The organism is Novosphingobium sp. NBM11 (assembly GCF_015390225.1).
In the GTDB taxonomy this organism is placed as follows: Bacteria; Pseudomonadota; Alphaproteobacteria; order Sphingomonadales; family Sphingomonadaceae; genus Novosphingobium.
In genome coordinates, this window is sequence record NZ_VUOG01000001.1 from 1706381 (window position 1) to 1720459 (window position 14079).

The 14079-nt window shown below is 67.8% G+C and carries 14 protein-coding genes; 7 read left to right on the forward strand and 7 right to left on the reverse strand.

Annotated features, from left to right (window positions below; all coding sequences use genetic code 11):
* Positions 1-683: 683 nt before the first annotated feature.
* Together F1640_RS08125 and F1640_RS08130 are read right to left on the reverse strand one after the other, a co-directional pair.
* Positions 684-1526, reverse strand: a complete 843-nt coding sequence (locus F1640_RS08125) for a class III extradiol dioxygenase family protein (protein WP_124808222.1) — start codon at positions 1524-1526, stop codon at positions 684-686.
* Positions 1526-1936 (reverse strand): protocatechuate 4,5-dioxygenase subunit alpha, encoded by a 411-nt coding sequence (locus F1640_RS08130; protein WP_124808221.1) that lies wholly within the window; start codon positions 1934-1936, stop codon positions 1526-1528. Before F1640_RS08130 ends, F1640_RS08125 begins: the two co-directional genes overlap by 1 nt.
* Positions 1937-2116: 180 nt before the next feature.
* Here F1640_RS08130 and F1640_RS08135 point away from each other — a divergent pair, with 180 nt between their 5' ends.
* On the forward strand, positions 2117-2500 hold the full coding sequence (locus F1640_RS08135; protein ID WP_124808220.1) for a hypothetical protein: 384 nt from the start codon (positions 2117-2119) through the stop codon (positions 2498-2500).
* Positions 2501-2532: 32 nt separating this feature from the next.
* Here F1640_RS08135 and F1640_RS08140 read toward each other — a convergent pair whose 3' ends face one another.
* Positions 2533-3219 (reverse strand): response regulator, encoded by a 687-nt coding sequence (locus F1640_RS08140; protein ID WP_194918628.1) that lies wholly within the window; start codon positions 3217-3219, stop codon positions 2533-2535.
* Complete coding sequence (locus F1640_RS08145) at positions 3216-4790, reverse strand: DUF4118 domain-containing protein (RefSeq protein WP_309229223.1); 1575 nt, start codon at positions 4788-4790, stop codon at positions 3216-3218. The genes F1640_RS08140 and F1640_RS08145 overlap by 4 nt, the downstream gene beginning before the upstream one ends.
* A gap of 95 nt (positions 4791-4885) precedes the next feature.
* Between F1640_RS08145 and F1640_RS08150 the strand changes: the two genes are divergently transcribed.
* From F1640_RS08150 to F1640_RS08160, 3 genes are all read left to right on the forward strand, one after another.
* On the forward strand, positions 4886-6238 hold the full coding sequence (locus F1640_RS08150) for a HAMP domain-containing sensor histidine kinase (protein ID WP_255530313.1): 1353 nt from the start codon (positions 4886-4888) through the stop codon (positions 6236-6238).
* Positions 6239-6312: 74 nt separating this feature from the next.
* Positions 6313-8208: a potassium transporter Kup gene (locus F1640_RS08155; protein WP_194918632.1), complete on the forward strand. Its 1896-nt coding sequence runs from the start codon at positions 6313-6315 to the stop codon at positions 8206-8208.
* Positions 8209-8404: 196 nt separating this feature from the next.
* Positions 8405-8749: a hypothetical protein gene (locus F1640_RS08160; protein ID WP_194918634.1), complete on the forward strand. Its 345-nt coding sequence runs from the start codon at positions 8405-8407 to the stop codon at positions 8747-8749.
* A gap of 165 nt (positions 8750-8914) precedes the next feature.
* On the opposite strand, the gene F1640_RS08165 is transcribed toward F1640_RS08160, so the two are convergent.
* A complete protein-coding gene (locus F1640_RS08165; RefSeq protein ID WP_194918636.1) occupies positions 8915-9154 on the reverse strand; it encodes a hypothetical protein in 240 nt (79 codons plus the stop codon).
* 90 nt (positions 9155-9244) lie between these two features.
* Between F1640_RS08165 and F1640_RS08170 the strand changes: the two genes are divergently transcribed.
* Genes F1640_RS08170 through F1640_RS08180 form a run of 3 tightly spaced genes read left to right on the forward strand, consistent with a single transcriptional unit; the run spans position 9245 to position 12304 of the window.
* Positions 9245-10294 (forward strand): nitronate monooxygenase family protein, encoded by a 1050-nt coding sequence (locus F1640_RS08170; protein ID WP_194918638.1) that lies wholly within the window; start codon positions 9245-9247, stop codon positions 10292-10294.
* A 28-nt stretch (positions 10295-10322) separates the two neighbouring features.
* On the forward strand, positions 10323-11642 hold the full coding sequence (locus F1640_RS08175; protein WP_194918639.1) for an amidase family protein: 1320 nt from the start codon (positions 10323-10325) through the stop codon (positions 11640-11642).
* Entirely contained in the window at positions 11642-12304 is a 663-nt protein-coding gene (locus F1640_RS08180; RefSeq protein WP_125954005.1) for a trimeric intracellular cation channel family protein, read from the forward strand. The genes F1640_RS08175 and F1640_RS08180 overlap by 1 nt, the downstream gene beginning before the upstream one ends.
* A gap of 23 nt (positions 12305-12327) precedes the next feature.
* Here the strand turns inward: F1640_RS08180 and F1640_RS08185 are convergent, their stop codons facing one another.
* Together F1640_RS08185 and leuD are read right to left on the reverse strand one after the other, a co-directional pair.
* Positions 12328-13326 (reverse strand): NADPH:quinone oxidoreductase family protein, encoded by a 999-nt coding sequence (locus F1640_RS08185; protein WP_125954006.1) that lies wholly within the window; start codon positions 13324-13326, stop codon positions 12328-12330.
* 136 nt (positions 13327-13462) lie between these two features.
* Positions 13463-14065, reverse strand: a complete 603-nt coding sequence (leuD, locus tag F1640_RS08190) for a 3-isopropylmalate dehydratase small subunit (protein ID WP_194918641.1) — start codon at positions 14063-14065, stop codon at positions 13463-13465.
* Between the last annotated feature and the right edge of the window lie 14 nt (positions 14066-14079).

Genomic DNA, 14079 nt, shown 5'->3' on the forward strand with positions numbered 1-14079 from the left:
GATTTGTTCACAGAGCGCAAGACGGCTCTTGGGGAGAAGCGCGCTATCTGGGAAGGGTATCGCGGAAGGGCAAGGGGCCAAGGAAAACGGTTGATGAGGAGAGCGTGTCCGCTGTCACGGACAGGGGACCAGGCCCATGCCATAGCGCTTTACGAAAGTGCTAACCGTGTCGTGTCGGTACAATTCAAATTTCATTTTGGATGTTACGGCCGGTAACGGATAAGAAACCATGAAACGAGCAAGGCCGGCCGCAGCACTGAAGCGGATCGGCGGGGATCTGCAAGACCGTGACGGACACAGACCACCATTGCAGGGCGCCAGCCACCCATCTGTTTGGTGGGGGAGAGCAGGCAAACCACCACACCCGGGCCATCTCGTTGAAAGCCCAGGACAATTTCACGCGGCATTTCGCGGAGAGCTTTGCTTCCGCGATGACCCAGACGCGCAACGATCGCACCAAGGTGCCATCGGACCGCTAGGCCAGAAGGCTCTTTTCGCACCGATTCGCCGGGTATGGTGTGCGCGGCGTCACAACCGGACAGACCGAAGCGCCTTGCGCGCCTGAAACCGCCGCCCCCAGCCACGAGGAGCAGGGAGCGGCGGCGAAACATCACGACCCGCGTGGTGCAGATGATGGCGATGCCCCGAAGCGGGCAACCACACCAAACGAACCCTCGACCGCCTCAGGCCGGCTCCAGCACCAGGCTGGCGGCGGCGGTATTGCTGATCGGAATGTGGTAGTTCCGGGTGACCTCGCTCAGCGGGCCATCGCCCAGGGCACCCCGCGCGGCGATCCAGTTGAGAATCTCCACCCCCTGCGTCCCGGCCAGTTCGGCCACGTCCTCGGCCGAATGGCGCGTCAGCGCATCGGGATCGGCCGCGAGATGGTCGAGGCAGAAGCGATCGTAGTCGGGGTTCATGAACCCGGCGCGCGGGCCGTCGAGCTGGTGCGAAAGGCCGCCCGTGCCCACCACCAGCACCCGCTCCGCCCCTGTCCACGAACGCAGCGCCTTGGCCACCGCGCGGCCCAGCGCCAGGCAGCGTTTCGGTGATGGCAGCGGATACTGCACGGTATTGATGGCGATCGGCACCAGCCGGATCGGCCAGGCCGGCGCATCGGGATAGACCAGCTCGAAGGGGATCGACAACGCATGGTCGACCAGCATCTTCTGGCAGGTGGTGATATCGAACTCGGACGCGACGAGTTCCTCGATGATGTGCCAGCTCAGCTCGGGGTGGCCGGTGAAGCTCTTGTACACCGGCAGGCCCCAGCCTTCGTCGGCGTTGTCGTAGGACGCCGCCGCGCCGACCGCGAACGTGGGCATCTTGTCGAGGAAGAAGTTCAGCCCGTGATCGTTGTAGAACACCACGGCCACGTCCGGCTGGGCTTCGGCAAGCCAGGCGCGGATCGGGGGGTAGCCATCGAAAAACGGTTTCCAGTAGGGCTGTTGCTGATCTCCGCGCACGATCGCGCCGCCGATGCCCGGCACGTGGCTGGTGAAATAGCCGCCGACGATGTCCGCCATCACGCGTTCTCCATACCGGTGGAAACGACCATGTCGGGCGCGATCTTGGCGCGTTGCGCCACGAGGTGCGCCTTGAAATCGTCAAGGCTCATGCCGGTCTGGAGCGAGCCGAGATCCTGCACGTTGAGGCCGAAGATGCCGGCCAGCTTGGCCAGATAATAGACGTTGCCGCCGGCTTCGATCATCGCCAGCACATCGCGGTCCGCAACCGCCTTGCGCTGTTCGGGCGTCAGCGCGAACTTGCGGCAATAGCCGTCCTCGTCGGCGCGGAACGCCTCGCGGTTGGCAGCGTCGTTGAACGAATAGCACATTGCATTCAGCGCGAAGCCGCGCCGCGCCATGCCGCCATCGAAAAGGGTGGTGCCGGGGATGGGCGGCCGCCGCCGCACTTCCGCACTCGCCATGGTCATTGTCCTGCTCTCCCGGATCTGGGTGTTGCTACCTTCCCGACAGATTCGGACCCTAAGGCGACAAGGCCGAATTGCTTTGACTCATATCAATCCCGTGAAACCGGCCCGGCGAAACCGAAGCGCGAACAAAGTTACGTAACATCCTTGCGCAAACGCGCCGCGCGTGGTTACTCTGCGCGCATGGCCATGACCAACGCCGAGCGCCAGCGGCGCTACCGACAGAAGCTGAAAGCCCGCGCCTCGGGCGATGCGGTGGCCGATCAGGTGCGCGGCGCGATGGACCGCGCCATCGATGCGCTGTGGGCCTATCACGAACGCCCGGCGCCCAGCGGGCTGCGCTGGTCCGATATCGACGGCTGCACGACGCTGGCGGAATACCGGCTGGAACTGGAAGACGCGCAGGGCGCGCTGCTCACCGCCTGCCGCGCGTTCCTGCCGGATTTCGACGGCCTGAGCCGCGAGGAAGCGATCGCCGTGTCCGCCGTGATCGAGATCGCCGAAATCATCGGCGCGATCCCCCCGCAGCCCCGGACCTTGCCGGAAGAACCGCTGCCCGAGGACTGACGCGCGCCCGAGGACTAACGCGCGAACGCCGGTCAGACGACCAGCCGGTAGCCCACGCCCGGTTCGTTGCGGATGAGCGAGGGCGCGCCCGATGCGCCGTCTTCCAGCTTGCGGCGGATGCCCCGCGCGGCCACGCGCAGGTATTCCACATCCTCCTCATGCCCCGGCCCCCAGACCGTGCGCAGCAGATGCGCGTGCGTCACCACCTTGCCGGCATGGACCGCCAGTTCGGCCAGCATCGCATATTCGCGCGGGGCAAGGTGCACTTCGTGGCCGTCCCGGCGCACGATCCGCGCCAGCAGGTCGATCTCCACCCCGCCCGCGCGCACGTTGCCGGTGACCGCGCCGGGCGCGGCGCGATGGCGCAGCGCGGTGCGCAGGCGGGCCAGCACCTCGTCGAGATCGAACGGCTTGGTCACGTAATCGTCCGCGCCCAGATCGAGCGCCGCCACCTTCTCCGCCGTGGCATCGCGCGCGGAGAGTATCACCACCGCCGCCCCCGCGCCGCGCAACAGCGGCACCAGTTCCAGCCCGTCGCGATCCGGCAGGCCCAGATCGAGCAGGACCGCCTGCGGCCCGACCTCGGCCAGCGCGGCCAGCGCCTCGCGCGCGGTTGCGGCCTCGAACGGCTGGTAACCGGCCGCGGCCAGAGCCGAGACGAGCAGCGCGCGGATCGGCGCATCGTCCTCCACGATCAGCAGCGGGACGGGATCGGTCATGCCATCTCCTCCTCCGGCGCCCCGGGCGCGCGCACGAGATGCGGGGGAATATGCAAGGCGAAGCGCGCGCCCTGCCCGTCGGCACGGTTGCCCGCGCGCACCATCAGACCCATCGCTTCGGCAAACCCTTTCACGATCGCCAGCCCCAGTCCCGATCCGCCGGTGCGATCAGACCCTTCCAGCCGCGTGAACATGGCGAACACGCGCTGCTCCTCGCCCGGCGGCAGGCCGGGGCCGCTATCCTGCACGGAAAGCACAAGGCCGCCATCCGCAGCCGTCTCCGCCGCCACCGTGATCGTGCCATCCGGCCCGCCATGCTTGGCCGCGTTATCGATCAGATTGATGAGGCAGTGATGGAAAAGCTGCGGATCGAGCAGCGCCAGCGGCAGGTCATCGGGCATGGCCACCGCGATCCGACGCGCGCCCAGCACCGGCCGCAAGTCCTCGATCGCGCTGCCCGCGGCCTCGGCCAGATCGACCAGCTGCACCATCCGGTCCAGCGCGCCGGTCTCGATCCGCACCATGTCGAGCAGATTGGCAACAAAGCGATTCAGCCGCTCCGCCTCGGTCCGCGCGGCGGCAAGCTGCGCTTCCTGTTCGGGCACCGCCGCGCGCATCGCGCGCAGGGTGGCGAGCACGGTGGTCAACGGAGTGCGCAGATCGTGGCTGACCGACGAGAGCAGCGCCGCGCGCAACCGGTCGCGCTCCTGCACCTCGCCCAGCGCGCGCGCCTCCTCCTCCGCCACGATGCGCGACAGCGCCAGCCCGCACTGGTCGAGCAGGCTGCGCAGCAGCAGCGCCTGGCCGGGGTGCAGCGGCTCCCCCGCGTCGGCGCGGCCCACGCCCATCACGGCCACCGCCCCGGCCGGGCCGATCACGGGATGGAACAGCCATTCGGACGCGGTCAGGGTTTCGGAGCCGGGACCGGCGGGCACGGCGTTGTCAAAGCACCACTGCGCCGCCGCCATCTCGATCAGTTCGATGCGGTGCTGCGGCGGCGATGAGGCGCACAGAACCAGGCCATGGTCGCCCGACTCGGCCGGAGCGCGCACCAGCACGATCGTCCGCACATCGAACAGGCGCGCCACCTCCTCCGCCGCCACGCTCCACACATCGTCGCGCCGGCTGAGCCCGGTGAGCCGGCGCGCGAAGCCGGCCAGCGCGGCGTTGCGATCGGCCCGCGCTTCCGCCAGCCTCGCCTGCTCCCGCACTTGTGCGGCAAGCTGGCTGCCGACCACCGCCACTCCCAGCAGGATCAGCAGCGTGATGAAATGCTCGGGATTATCGACCGACAGCGTGTGCGTGGGCGGGATGAAGAAGAAGTTGTACGCCAGCGAGGAGGCGAGGCCCACGACCACGCCCGTCGCCAGCCCGTGCCTCGTGCCCGCGTACATCACCGGAATCAGATAGAGCAGCCCGATGTCCGTGCTGTTCCCCCGCGCGAACAGCACGCCGCCGATCAACGTAACCAGCGCCACCAGCGCGAAGGACACGAGATAGCCGGTACCGCTGCCCCAGCGCCCCTCGCGCCGGTGGGGGTCGTGGCTTTCGGGGATGGACAGGTCGCTCACCCGCGCTGGATGCGCGGCTTCGGAGCGCTTGTCGAGTGCGCGAACGGCCCCACGCCGCAATTGACTTGGCCGGCGCATGATGACAGCGGTTGGCCATGCCCGGCGCGCATAACCGGGCGGGAGAGGCGATCATAGCGAGCACGCTCTTCGGCAAGGCAATGATCCGGCTGCGGTCGCACCGGCTGGTCGGCTATGCCATGGTCCTGCTGCTGGGCATCGCCGCAGTCCAGGCCGTGGCCAGCCTCGCCTTCTACGAAACGATCGACCGCGAAACGATCCGCGAGGACCACGCCCGCCGCGTGGCGGAGCTGCTGGTGGTCAGCGAACGGCTGCACGCGATCGATCGCGATGCGCCGGCCACGATCATGTCTACCAGCCACCTGCAGGCGGGCGTCGCCTCCTCACCCGCCGTCCAGCGCCAGGGCGAAGCGCGCGCGGCGGTGGACATCCGGCGGCTGGTGCTGGCGTGGGAGCCGGCGCTGGCCGGACGCACCCTGCTACTCGATGTGGTGAAGGGGCCGCGCGGGCAGCGCGATCTGGTGGGATCGATGCGGCTGGGCGACGGCGCCTGGCTCAATTTCCGATCGCCTGATGTCGCTTCGGGCTGGGCGGTGGCGCTGCGGGCCACGATCATGACCCTGCTCGCCACCGTGCTCTGCGTGGGGGCGGGGCTCTATGCCTTGCGCGCGCTGATGCGGCCGCTGGCGCAACTGGCGCGCGCGGCGGACGCCATGGCCCATGGCCAGCCCGCCGCGCTGCGCGAAAGCGGACCGGCGGAACTGCGCGATCTGGCCCGCTCGCTCAACGACATGCAGGCACGTATATCGGGGCTGGAAACCGATCAGGCCAAGTCGTTCGAGGCGATCAGCCACGATCTGCGCACCCCGCTCAGCCGGCTGAAGATCGCGTCCGATTTCGTCGACGACAGCGACATTTCGCGCATCGTCAGCTCCAGCACGGAGGAGATGGAGGCGATGCTGATGTCGCTCCAGTCGTTCCTGCGCGCGCAGCACATGACGGCGGACGCGGCGGAGGTCGATCTTGTCGCCATGGTGCGCGATCTGCTGGCATCGCTGCCGGGCGAAACCCACCTGGAAGCGCCGCCCGTGGCGCTCGCCCGCACCTATCGCGAACCGCTGCTGCTGGCGCTGACCCCGTTGATCGAGAACGCGCTCCAATATGGCGAACGCGCGCGCGTGACCATCGGAGGAAAGGATAGTCACTGGCGAATCGCGATCGCCGACGACGGCCCCGGTATTCCGGAAGACTGCTTCGATGCCGTGCTCGATCCCTTTTTCCGTCTCGACAGTTCCCGTGCGCGCAACACCGCCGGCTTCGGTCTGGGCATTCCCACCGCGTACCGCCTGCTCCAGCGCTTCGGCGGCCGGCTTTCGTTCCGCAACGGCGGGCCGGGGCTGATCGCCTGCGTCGATGTGCCGACCGCATAGCGCCGCGCGGATCGCCATAAAGAACCCGTAAAGTCCGTGGTATGCCTGCATCGACGCGACTAACGGGCCGACCCATGGACGAATCCGGAAATTCTTCGCAACACGGCGCGCATCCCAACGAGGGGCTGGCGACGCTGGCGGTGGGCGCCATTGGCGTGGTGTTCGGCGACATCGGCACCTCGCCGCTCTACGCGCTGAAGGAAAGCTTCATCGGCCATCATCCGCTGGCCGTGGACCGGGCGCACATCTTCGGCGTGCTGTCGCTGATCTTCTGGACGATGATGCTGATCGTCACGATCAAGTACGTGTTCGTGATCCTGAAGGCCGACAACAAGGGCGAAGGCGGCAGCCTGGCGCTGCTGGCGCTGATCGGCCGCAGCATGGAAGCCGGGCGCTGGAGCGTGGGGATGACCGTGCTGGGCCTGATCGCCACGGCGCTGTTCTATGGCGATGCGATCATCACGCCGGCGGTTTCGGTGCTGTCCGCCGTCGAAGGGCTGACGGTGGTCCACGAAGCCTTCGCCGAACTGGTGCTGCCGATCTCGATCGCGATCCTGATCGCGCTGTTCGCCATCCAGTCGCGCGGGACGGCGGTGGTCGCCCGCCTGTTCGGCCCGGTGATGCTGGTCTATTTCGCCGTGCTGGCGGTGCTGGGCGTGGCCAACATCGCGCAAGCGCCCGAAGTGCTGGGCGCGGTCAACCCGATCTATGCGCTGCGCTTCTTCCTGATCGATCCGGCGCTCGCGTTCCTCGCGCTCGGCTCGGTGGTGCTGGCCGTGACGGGGGCCGAAGCGCTCTATGCCGACATGGGCCACTTCGGCCGCAAGGCGATCATGGTGGCGTGGCTGTGGGTGGCCTTCCCCTGCCTGCTCATCAACTACCTCGGCCAGTCTGCGCTGCTGCTCAAGAACCCGGCCATGGTGGAAAACCCGTTCTTCCTGATGGCGCCGGACTGGGCGCGGCTGCCGCTGGTGATCCTGGCCACGCTGGCCACGATCATCGCCAGCCAGGCCGTGATTTCGGGCGCGTTCTCGATCTCGCAACAAGCGGTGCAACTGGGTTTCCTGCCGCGCATCCGCATCCGCCACACCAGCGCGAGCGCGGCCGGGCAGATCTACGTACCGCTGGTCAACTGGCTGCTGCTGGCGCTGGTCATCCTGCTGGTGCTGGGCTTCCGCACATCGAGCAACCTTGCCTCCGCCTATGGCATCGCGGTGACGGGCACCATGTTCATCACCGCCTGCATGCTGGGCGTGCTGACGTTCGCGGTATGGAAATGGCACCCGGCCATGGCCACGCTGGTCACCGGCGCGTTCCTGATCGTCGATGGCGCCTATTTCGCCTCCAACGTCACCAAGATTCCCGATGGCGGCTGGTTCCCGCTGCTGGTCGCGGCGATCACCTTCACGCTGCTGTCCACCTGGGCCACCGGGCGACGCATCGTGCGCGACCGGCTGGCCGAGGACACCATGCCGTTCGACCTGTTCGTTGGCTCGGTCGTGGCGAAAGTGAAGCGCGTGTCCGGCACCTCGGTCTTCCTTGCCTCCACCGCCGATGGCATTCCGCCCGCGCTGCTGCACAATCTCAAACACAACCACATCCTGCACGAACGCGTGGTGATCCTGACCGTCGTGACCGAGGGCGTGCCGCATGTCCCCGCGGAAAAGCGCCGCGAACTGGAAGACCTGGGCCACGGATTCTACCGCATGATCGTGCATATCGGCTTCATGGACGAAGCCGACCTGCCGGCGGAACTCGCCGTCGAGGATCGCGCCGGCGGTCCGTTCAAACCGATGGAGACAAGCTGGTTCCTGGCCCGGCAGACGCTGATCCCGTCATCGCGCCCCGGCATGGCGATCTGGCGCGAAAAGCTGTTCGCATGGATGGTGCGCAACGCCGAAAGCGCGATGCAGTTCTTCCGCCTGCCATCGAACCGCGTGATCGAACTGGGCAGCCAGCTCGAAATCTGACGCGCGCGCCTGCCGCCATGTAAAAACGTGTCACGCAAACCGCGTGGTCGTGCATCGAAACGGCGGTATTCCGGTATCCCCAAACCGACGATCCGGATGTAATCGGCATACATCCGTTCCCGGCCAATCGCCCGATTGATGCCCCCGGACCCGCCCCATAGAATCAGGGTCAATCACGGGAACCGGGGATCGTTACATGAAAAAAATAGTTGTCGTTCTTGCTGGCGTCGCTCTGCTGGCGGGCTGCTCCGAAGCCAAGAAGGACGCCACGGCTTCCAGCGCTGCCGGCGAGAGCGCAGCCGTGACCAAGCCCGCCGACGGCATGACCGGCGTTGCCGAATGCGATGACTATCTCAACAAGGTCATGGCCTGCATCAAGGACAAGGTGCCGGAAAGCCAGCGCGCGGCGATGGAGCAGGCGATCCAGCAGTCGAAAGCCTCGTGGGCTTCCATCCAGGACAAGGCGGCGCTCGCGCAATCGTGCAAGGCCGCTTCGGAACAGGCCAAAGCAACCTATTCCGCGATGGGCTGCAAACTCTGACCCCCCGACGCTGGACAACAGCGCACGCCTGACCCTGGAAGGCCCGGTGCTCCCCCGCACCGGGCCTTATTTTGCGGCCGTCTTAGAATGCGATCCGCACGCCCGCCATGACGCGGTTGCTGGGCACGCCGCCGATCTGCTGACCGTCGGTATGCACGTCCACTTTCACGCCCGGCGCGATCTCCTTCTCGGCAACGGGGGCGGGTCTTCGCGGAACGTGTCGGGCAGCGGCCGCACCCGATACTTTTCGCGATCGTTCGCGGCGCACACCACGATCTCGCCATTGCGGCCGGGGCGGCACGAACCACCTGGCTCCGCCGGCTTCACGGTGGCAAGATCGAAGACGTTCTCCCGCGTAGTCGCGGTGCGCTCGATCTGCACGGGCGGCGCATCGATGGCCGGCATGGGCACCCTTTCCGCGACGACGATCTGGCATAGACCAGCAGCGTGACCGGAATATGGCGCGCCACCAAGCGATAGCCTAAGCTCCCGTCCATGACCGGACTCGTCGCGCAGCTGGGCTTGGCCCATCCCATCATCCAGGCACCGATGGCGGGCGTCTCCACCCCGGCGATGGCGGCGGCGGTCAATGCCGCCGGAGGCCTCGGCTCGATCGCCGTCGGCGCAACCGACGCGGACGGCGCGCGGGCGATGATCGCGGACCTGAAGGCCCGCACCGACCGCCCGTTCAACGTCAATGTCTTCGTTCACACGCCGGCCGTGGCCGATCCCGCGCACGAGGCGGCATGGTGCGACGGGCTGGCGCCACTGTTCCGTGAATTCGGCGCGGAACCGCCGACCGCGCTGCGCGAGATTTACCGCAGCTTCGCCGAGGACGACGCCATGCTGGCCGCGTTGGTGGAGGCACGCCCCGCCGTGGCCAGCTTCCACTTCGGCCTGCCCGGAGCGGACCGCATCGCCGCGCTGAAACAGGCCGGATGCCTGCTGTTGGCCAGCGCCACCTCGCTGGCCGAAGCGGATGCGGCGCGCGTGGCGGGCATCGATGCGGTGGTGGCGCAGGGGTTCGAGGCCGGCGGGCATCGCGGCATGTTCGATCCCGACGCGCCGGACGAGCAACTGGGCACGCTGGCGCTGACCCGCCTGCTGGCACGGCGCGCGGGCCTGCCGGTAATCGCGGCTGGCGGCATCATGGACGGCGCCGGCATCCGCGCCGCGCTGGCGCTGGGCGCGGTGGCGGCGCAGCTGGGCACGGCCTTTGTCGGCTGCCCCGAAAGCGCGGCCGACGCCGGCTACCGCACGGCGCTGGCCGAAGGACGGCCGACCGTGATGACCCGCGCCATCTCCGGCCGCCCGGCGCGCGGTCTGGCCAACCGCTTCACCACCTGGGGGGAAAGCTGCGGCCTGACCGCTCCGGCCTATCCGATCGCGTACGATGCCGGCAAAGCGCTGAACACGGCTGCCAAGACAAGGGGCGAAGCCGGCTTCGGCGCGCAATGGGCCGGACAGGGCGCTCGCCTTGCGCGGTCCTTGCCGGCGGGCAAACTGGTCCACACACTGGCCGAAGAATTGCGGCAGGCGGGTTGACCGCGGAACGGACAAACGAGGGAGAGCAATGGTTCCGAAACTGACAGACGAACCCGGCGTAACGGCGCTGGCAGCCATGATCGCGCGCGGCGCCTTGTCACCGCTCGAAGCGGTGGACGCCGCGATCGCGCGGATCGAAGCGCTGGACGGGGCGATCAACGCGGTGGTCGTGCGCGATTTCGACCGCAGCCGGGACCGGGCGAAATCGCTGACCGCAACCGGCCCGCAAGGCGATCAGCCCCTGTTCGGCGTGCCGATGACGATCAAGGAAAGCTTCGACGTGGACGGCCTTCCCACCACCTGGGGCCTGCCCGCCTGCCGCGATTATGTTGCGCCGCGCGATGCCGCCGTGGTGCGGCGGCTGAAGCGCGCAGGCGCGGTTTTGCTGGGCAAGACTAACGTGCCGCCCTACCTCGCCGACTGGCAATCCGCCAACGAGGTCTATGGTCGCACCGTGAACCCGCACGATGCCGGGCGAACACCGGGCGGCTCCTCCGGCGGGGCCGCTGCGGCTCTGGCAACCGGCATGGTGCCAGCGGAATACGGCAGCGACATCGGCGGTTCGATTCGCGTGCCGTCGCACTTTTCGGGCGTCTGGGGTCACAAGACCACCTGGGGGGTGGTGACATCGCAGGGGCAGGAGTTTCCCGGCACCGACGGGCACGACATCGCCCTCGGCGTGGTTGGCCCCATGGCGCGGAACGGCGAGGATCTGGCGCTGCTGCTCGACGTGACGCTGGACCGGCCGCTGGTTCGACGCGAGCGCGCCATCGGCGGCGCGCGCTTCCTCTATCTGGAGGATCACCCGCTTTGCCCGGTGGACGACGCCGTGCGCGCGCCGATCGAGGCCGTGGTCGAAGCGCTGGAAGCGGCGGGCGCGGCAGTGGACCGGCGCAGCGCGCTGCTGCCCGATCTGGCCGAGCAGCACGACACCTACATGCGAATGCTGCAGATCGCGCTGTTCAAAGGCGCTCCGGGGCCACAAGGGCAGGTAGCAAGTGCGGCCGACTGGTTTGCGCTGTGCGATGCGCAGGCCCGCAACCAGCGGGCGTGGGCCGCCTTGTTCAACAGCTATGATTTCGTCCTGATGGCGCCCAGCGCCGTGCCCGCCTTCCGGCATGACGATACGCCGATGCCGCAAAGGACGCTGCTGGTGAACGGCGCGGCCGTTTCCGTCGATGCCGTGCTGGCCTATGCCGGGACGGCGACATTTCCCGGTCTGCCTGCCACCGTGCTGCCAGTAGGCGCTGCCGGGCACCTGCCGGTGGGGATGCAGGTAATCGGCCCGAGCCACGCGGACCGCGGCTGCATTGCCATGGCCATCGCGATCGGCCAGTTGCTGCGCTGATGCCTCTCCCCGCTGTTTCCACCATCGCCTCCCCGATCCTGGCCGCGCCCGCGCTGCCCGCGATTCTCGGCTTTCTCGATCTGGCCGGGATCGCAGTGTTCGCGCTGACCGGCGCGCTGCTTGCGGCGCGGTTGCGGCAGACCTTCGTCACCATGGCATTCTTCGCGCTGGTGACGGGAGTGGGCGGCGGATCGGTGCGCGACCTGCTGATCGGCGCGCCGGTGTTCTGGGTGCGCGATCCGTCGGTCGCCCCGGTGTGCTTCGTGGTGGCGCTGGTCGCGTGGTTCACCCCGCACCGCTGGTGGGAAGGGCGCGCGCTGGAATGGGCGGATGCCGCCGGACTGGGCGCCTATGCCGTGCTCGGCACCGTCAAGGCGCTGGCCTATGGCGTCTCGCCCGTGCCAGCGATGATGATGGGCGTTATCACCGGCTGCGTGGGCGGGATCATCCGTGACGTGCTGGCCGGCCGCCCTTCTATCCTGATGCGGCCCGAGCTCTATGTAACCGCGGCGGCGCTCGCCTCCGGCCTCTGCGTGCTGGGCCGGATCGCGAACCTGCCCGACGGGCTGGTCTGGCCGGTCGCCGCGCTGGCCGGTTTCGGCCTGCGCGGCGCGGCGATCCACTGGAAGCTGGGCATCCCGGCCTACGGAAGCCGGCGCTAGGGTCGGGAGCCTAGCAGGCCACGCTATTCCGTCGTCACCACGACCTTGCCCACGGCCTGCCGGTTTTCCAGCACGGCGATCGCTTCTCCACCCCTTTCCAGCGGGAAGCGCGCGGAAACGCGGGGATTGATCTTGCCCGCCTTGAGCATGGCGAAGAGTTCGGCCACCTGCTCCGCGAACTTCTTCGGCTCGCGCGCGGTGAACGCGCCCCAGAACACCCCGCACACGTCGCAGGACTTGAGCAGCGTCAGGTTCAGCGGCAGACGCGCGATGCCGGCGGGGAAGCCGACGACGAGGAAACGCCCTTCCCACGCGATCGAACGCAGCGCCGGTTCCGAATAATCGCCACCCACGATGTCGTAGATCACGTTGGCGCCATTGGGGCCGCAGGCCGCCTTGAACTTTTCGGCGAGGTCCTTCGACTGCGCCTTGTCGAACGGCGGGCGGCCATAGATCACCACATCGTCCGCACCCGCCTCGCGCGCGACGGCGGCCTTTTCCTCGCTCGAAACGGCCGCGACCACGCGCGCGCCGAACGCCTTGCCCAGCTCGATCGCGGAAAGGCCCACGCCCCCCGCCGCGCCCAGCACCAGCAGCGTATCGCCCGCCTTGATATGGCCGCGATCGACCAGGCCGTGATACGTCGTGCCATAGGTCATCAGCAGCGACGCGCCGGTGGCGAAATCGACGCCATCGGGCAGCGGGAACAGCCGGCCGACCTCAACCCGGACCTTCTCGGCCAGGCCGCCGTTGCCAACCATGGCGATCACGCGGTCGCCCACCTTCCAGCCGGTCACGCCTTCGCCCACCGCGTCGATCACCCCGGCCAGTTCCCCGCCCGGCGCAAAGGGCCGTTCCGGCTTGAACTGGTAGAGATCACGAATCATCAGCGTATCGGGGAAGTTGATCGAGCAGGCCTTCATCGCCACCACGACCTGCCCCGCGCCCGGCACGGGATCGGACACATCGTCCAGCGTCAGCGTTTCGGGACCGCCAACGGCGTGGGTGCGCAAGGCCTTCATCGGTATCTCCCAATTCCATTCGTTGCCGGATGCGGAAAGGCCGTCCGGTTCTCGCCCGCGCATGCAAGCAAGTTTCACCAGTGAAGGGAAGAGGGTTTAAGCGATCCGTTAAACGAACCCGCCGTCCAGCCGCAAATCAGGCCGCGACGCCGGTTCCCCGCGCCAGAAACGGACGTTCAGCCTGCACGGCGCTCTCGAACGCCGAAATCGCGGTATCGCGCGCCAGCGTCAGCCCCACTTCGTCCAACCCGTTGAGCAGACAATGCTTGCGGAACGGATCGATCTCGAAGCGGAAACGGTCCTGGAACGGCGTGGTCACCGTCTGCGCTTCCAGATCGATGTGGATCGGATCGGTCTTCGCCACGTCCAGCAGGCGATCGACCTGTTCCTGTGGCAGCACCACGGTGAGGATGCCGTTCTTGAAAGCGTTGCCCGAGAAGATATCGGAGAACGATGGCGCGATCACCGCCTTGATGCCGAGGTCGAGCAACGCCCAGGCCGCGTGTTCGCGGCTGGAACCGCAGCCGAAGTTGTCACCGGCGATCAGGATCGGCGAGCCGGCGAACTCGGCGCTGTCGAACAGGTTGTCCGGGTCTTGCCGCAGCGCTTCGAACGCACCCCGGCCCAGCCCGTCCCGGCTGATGGTCTTCAGCCAGTGGGCGGGAATGATGATGTCGGTATCGACGTTCTTGCGGCCGAACGGGATCGCCCGTCCGTCAATCTGGCTGACCGGTTCCATAGTGCCGCTATACC

What these genes read in the sequence shown, in the direction of transcription:
- F1640_RS08125 (WP_124808222.1), bottom strand. Translation starts at nt 1,526, where the DNA reads ATGGCGGACATCGTCGGCGGCTATTTCACCAGCCACGTGCCGGGCATC.
- F1640_RS08130 (WP_124808221.1), bottom strand. Translation starts at nt 1,936, where the DNA reads ATGACCATGGCGAGTGCGGAAGTGCGGCGGCGGCCGCCCATCCCCGGC.
- F1640_RS08135 (WP_124808220.1), top strand. Translation starts at nt 2,117, where the DNA reads ATGGCCATGACCAACGCCGAGCGCCAGCGGCGCTACCGACAGAAGCTG.
- F1640_RS08140 (WP_194918628.1), bottom strand. Translation starts at nt 3,219, where the DNA reads ATGACCGATCCCGTCCCGCTGCTGATCGTGGAGGACGATGCGCCGATC.
- F1640_RS08150 (WP_255530313.1), top strand. Translation starts at nt 4,886, where the DNA reads ATGCCCGGCGCGCATAACCGGGCGGGAGAGGCGATCATAGCGAGCACG.
- F1640_RS08155 (WP_194918632.1), top strand. Translation starts at nt 6,313, where the DNA reads ATGGACGAATCCGGAAATTCTTCGCAACACGGCGCGCATCCCAACGAG.
- F1640_RS08160 (WP_194918634.1), top strand. Translation starts at nt 8,405, where the DNA reads ATGAAAAAAATAGTTGTCGTTCTTGCTGGCGTCGCTCTGCTGGCGGGC.
- F1640_RS08165 (WP_194918636.1), bottom strand. Translation starts at nt 9,154, where the DNA reads ATGCCGGCCATCGATGCGCCGCCCGTGCAGATCGAGCGCACCGCGACT.
- F1640_RS08170 (WP_194918638.1), top strand. Translation starts at nt 9,245, where the DNA reads ATGACCGGACTCGTCGCGCAGCTGGGCTTGGCCCATCCCATCATCCAG.
- F1640_RS08175 (WP_194918639.1), top strand. Translation starts at nt 10,323, where the DNA reads ATGGTTCCGAAACTGACAGACGAACCCGGCGTAACGGCGCTGGCAGCC.
- F1640_RS08180 (WP_125954005.1), top strand. Translation starts at nt 11,642, where the DNA reads ATGCCTCTCCCCGCTGTTTCCACCATCGCCTCCCCGATCCTGGCCGCG.
- F1640_RS08185 (WP_125954006.1), bottom strand. Translation starts at nt 13,326, where the DNA reads ATGAAGGCCTTGCGCACCCACGCCGTTGGCGGTCCCGAAACGCTGACG.
- leuD (WP_194918641.1), bottom strand. Translation starts at nt 14,065, where the DNA reads ATGGAACCGGTCAGCCAGATTGACGGACGGGCGATCCCGTTCGGCCGC.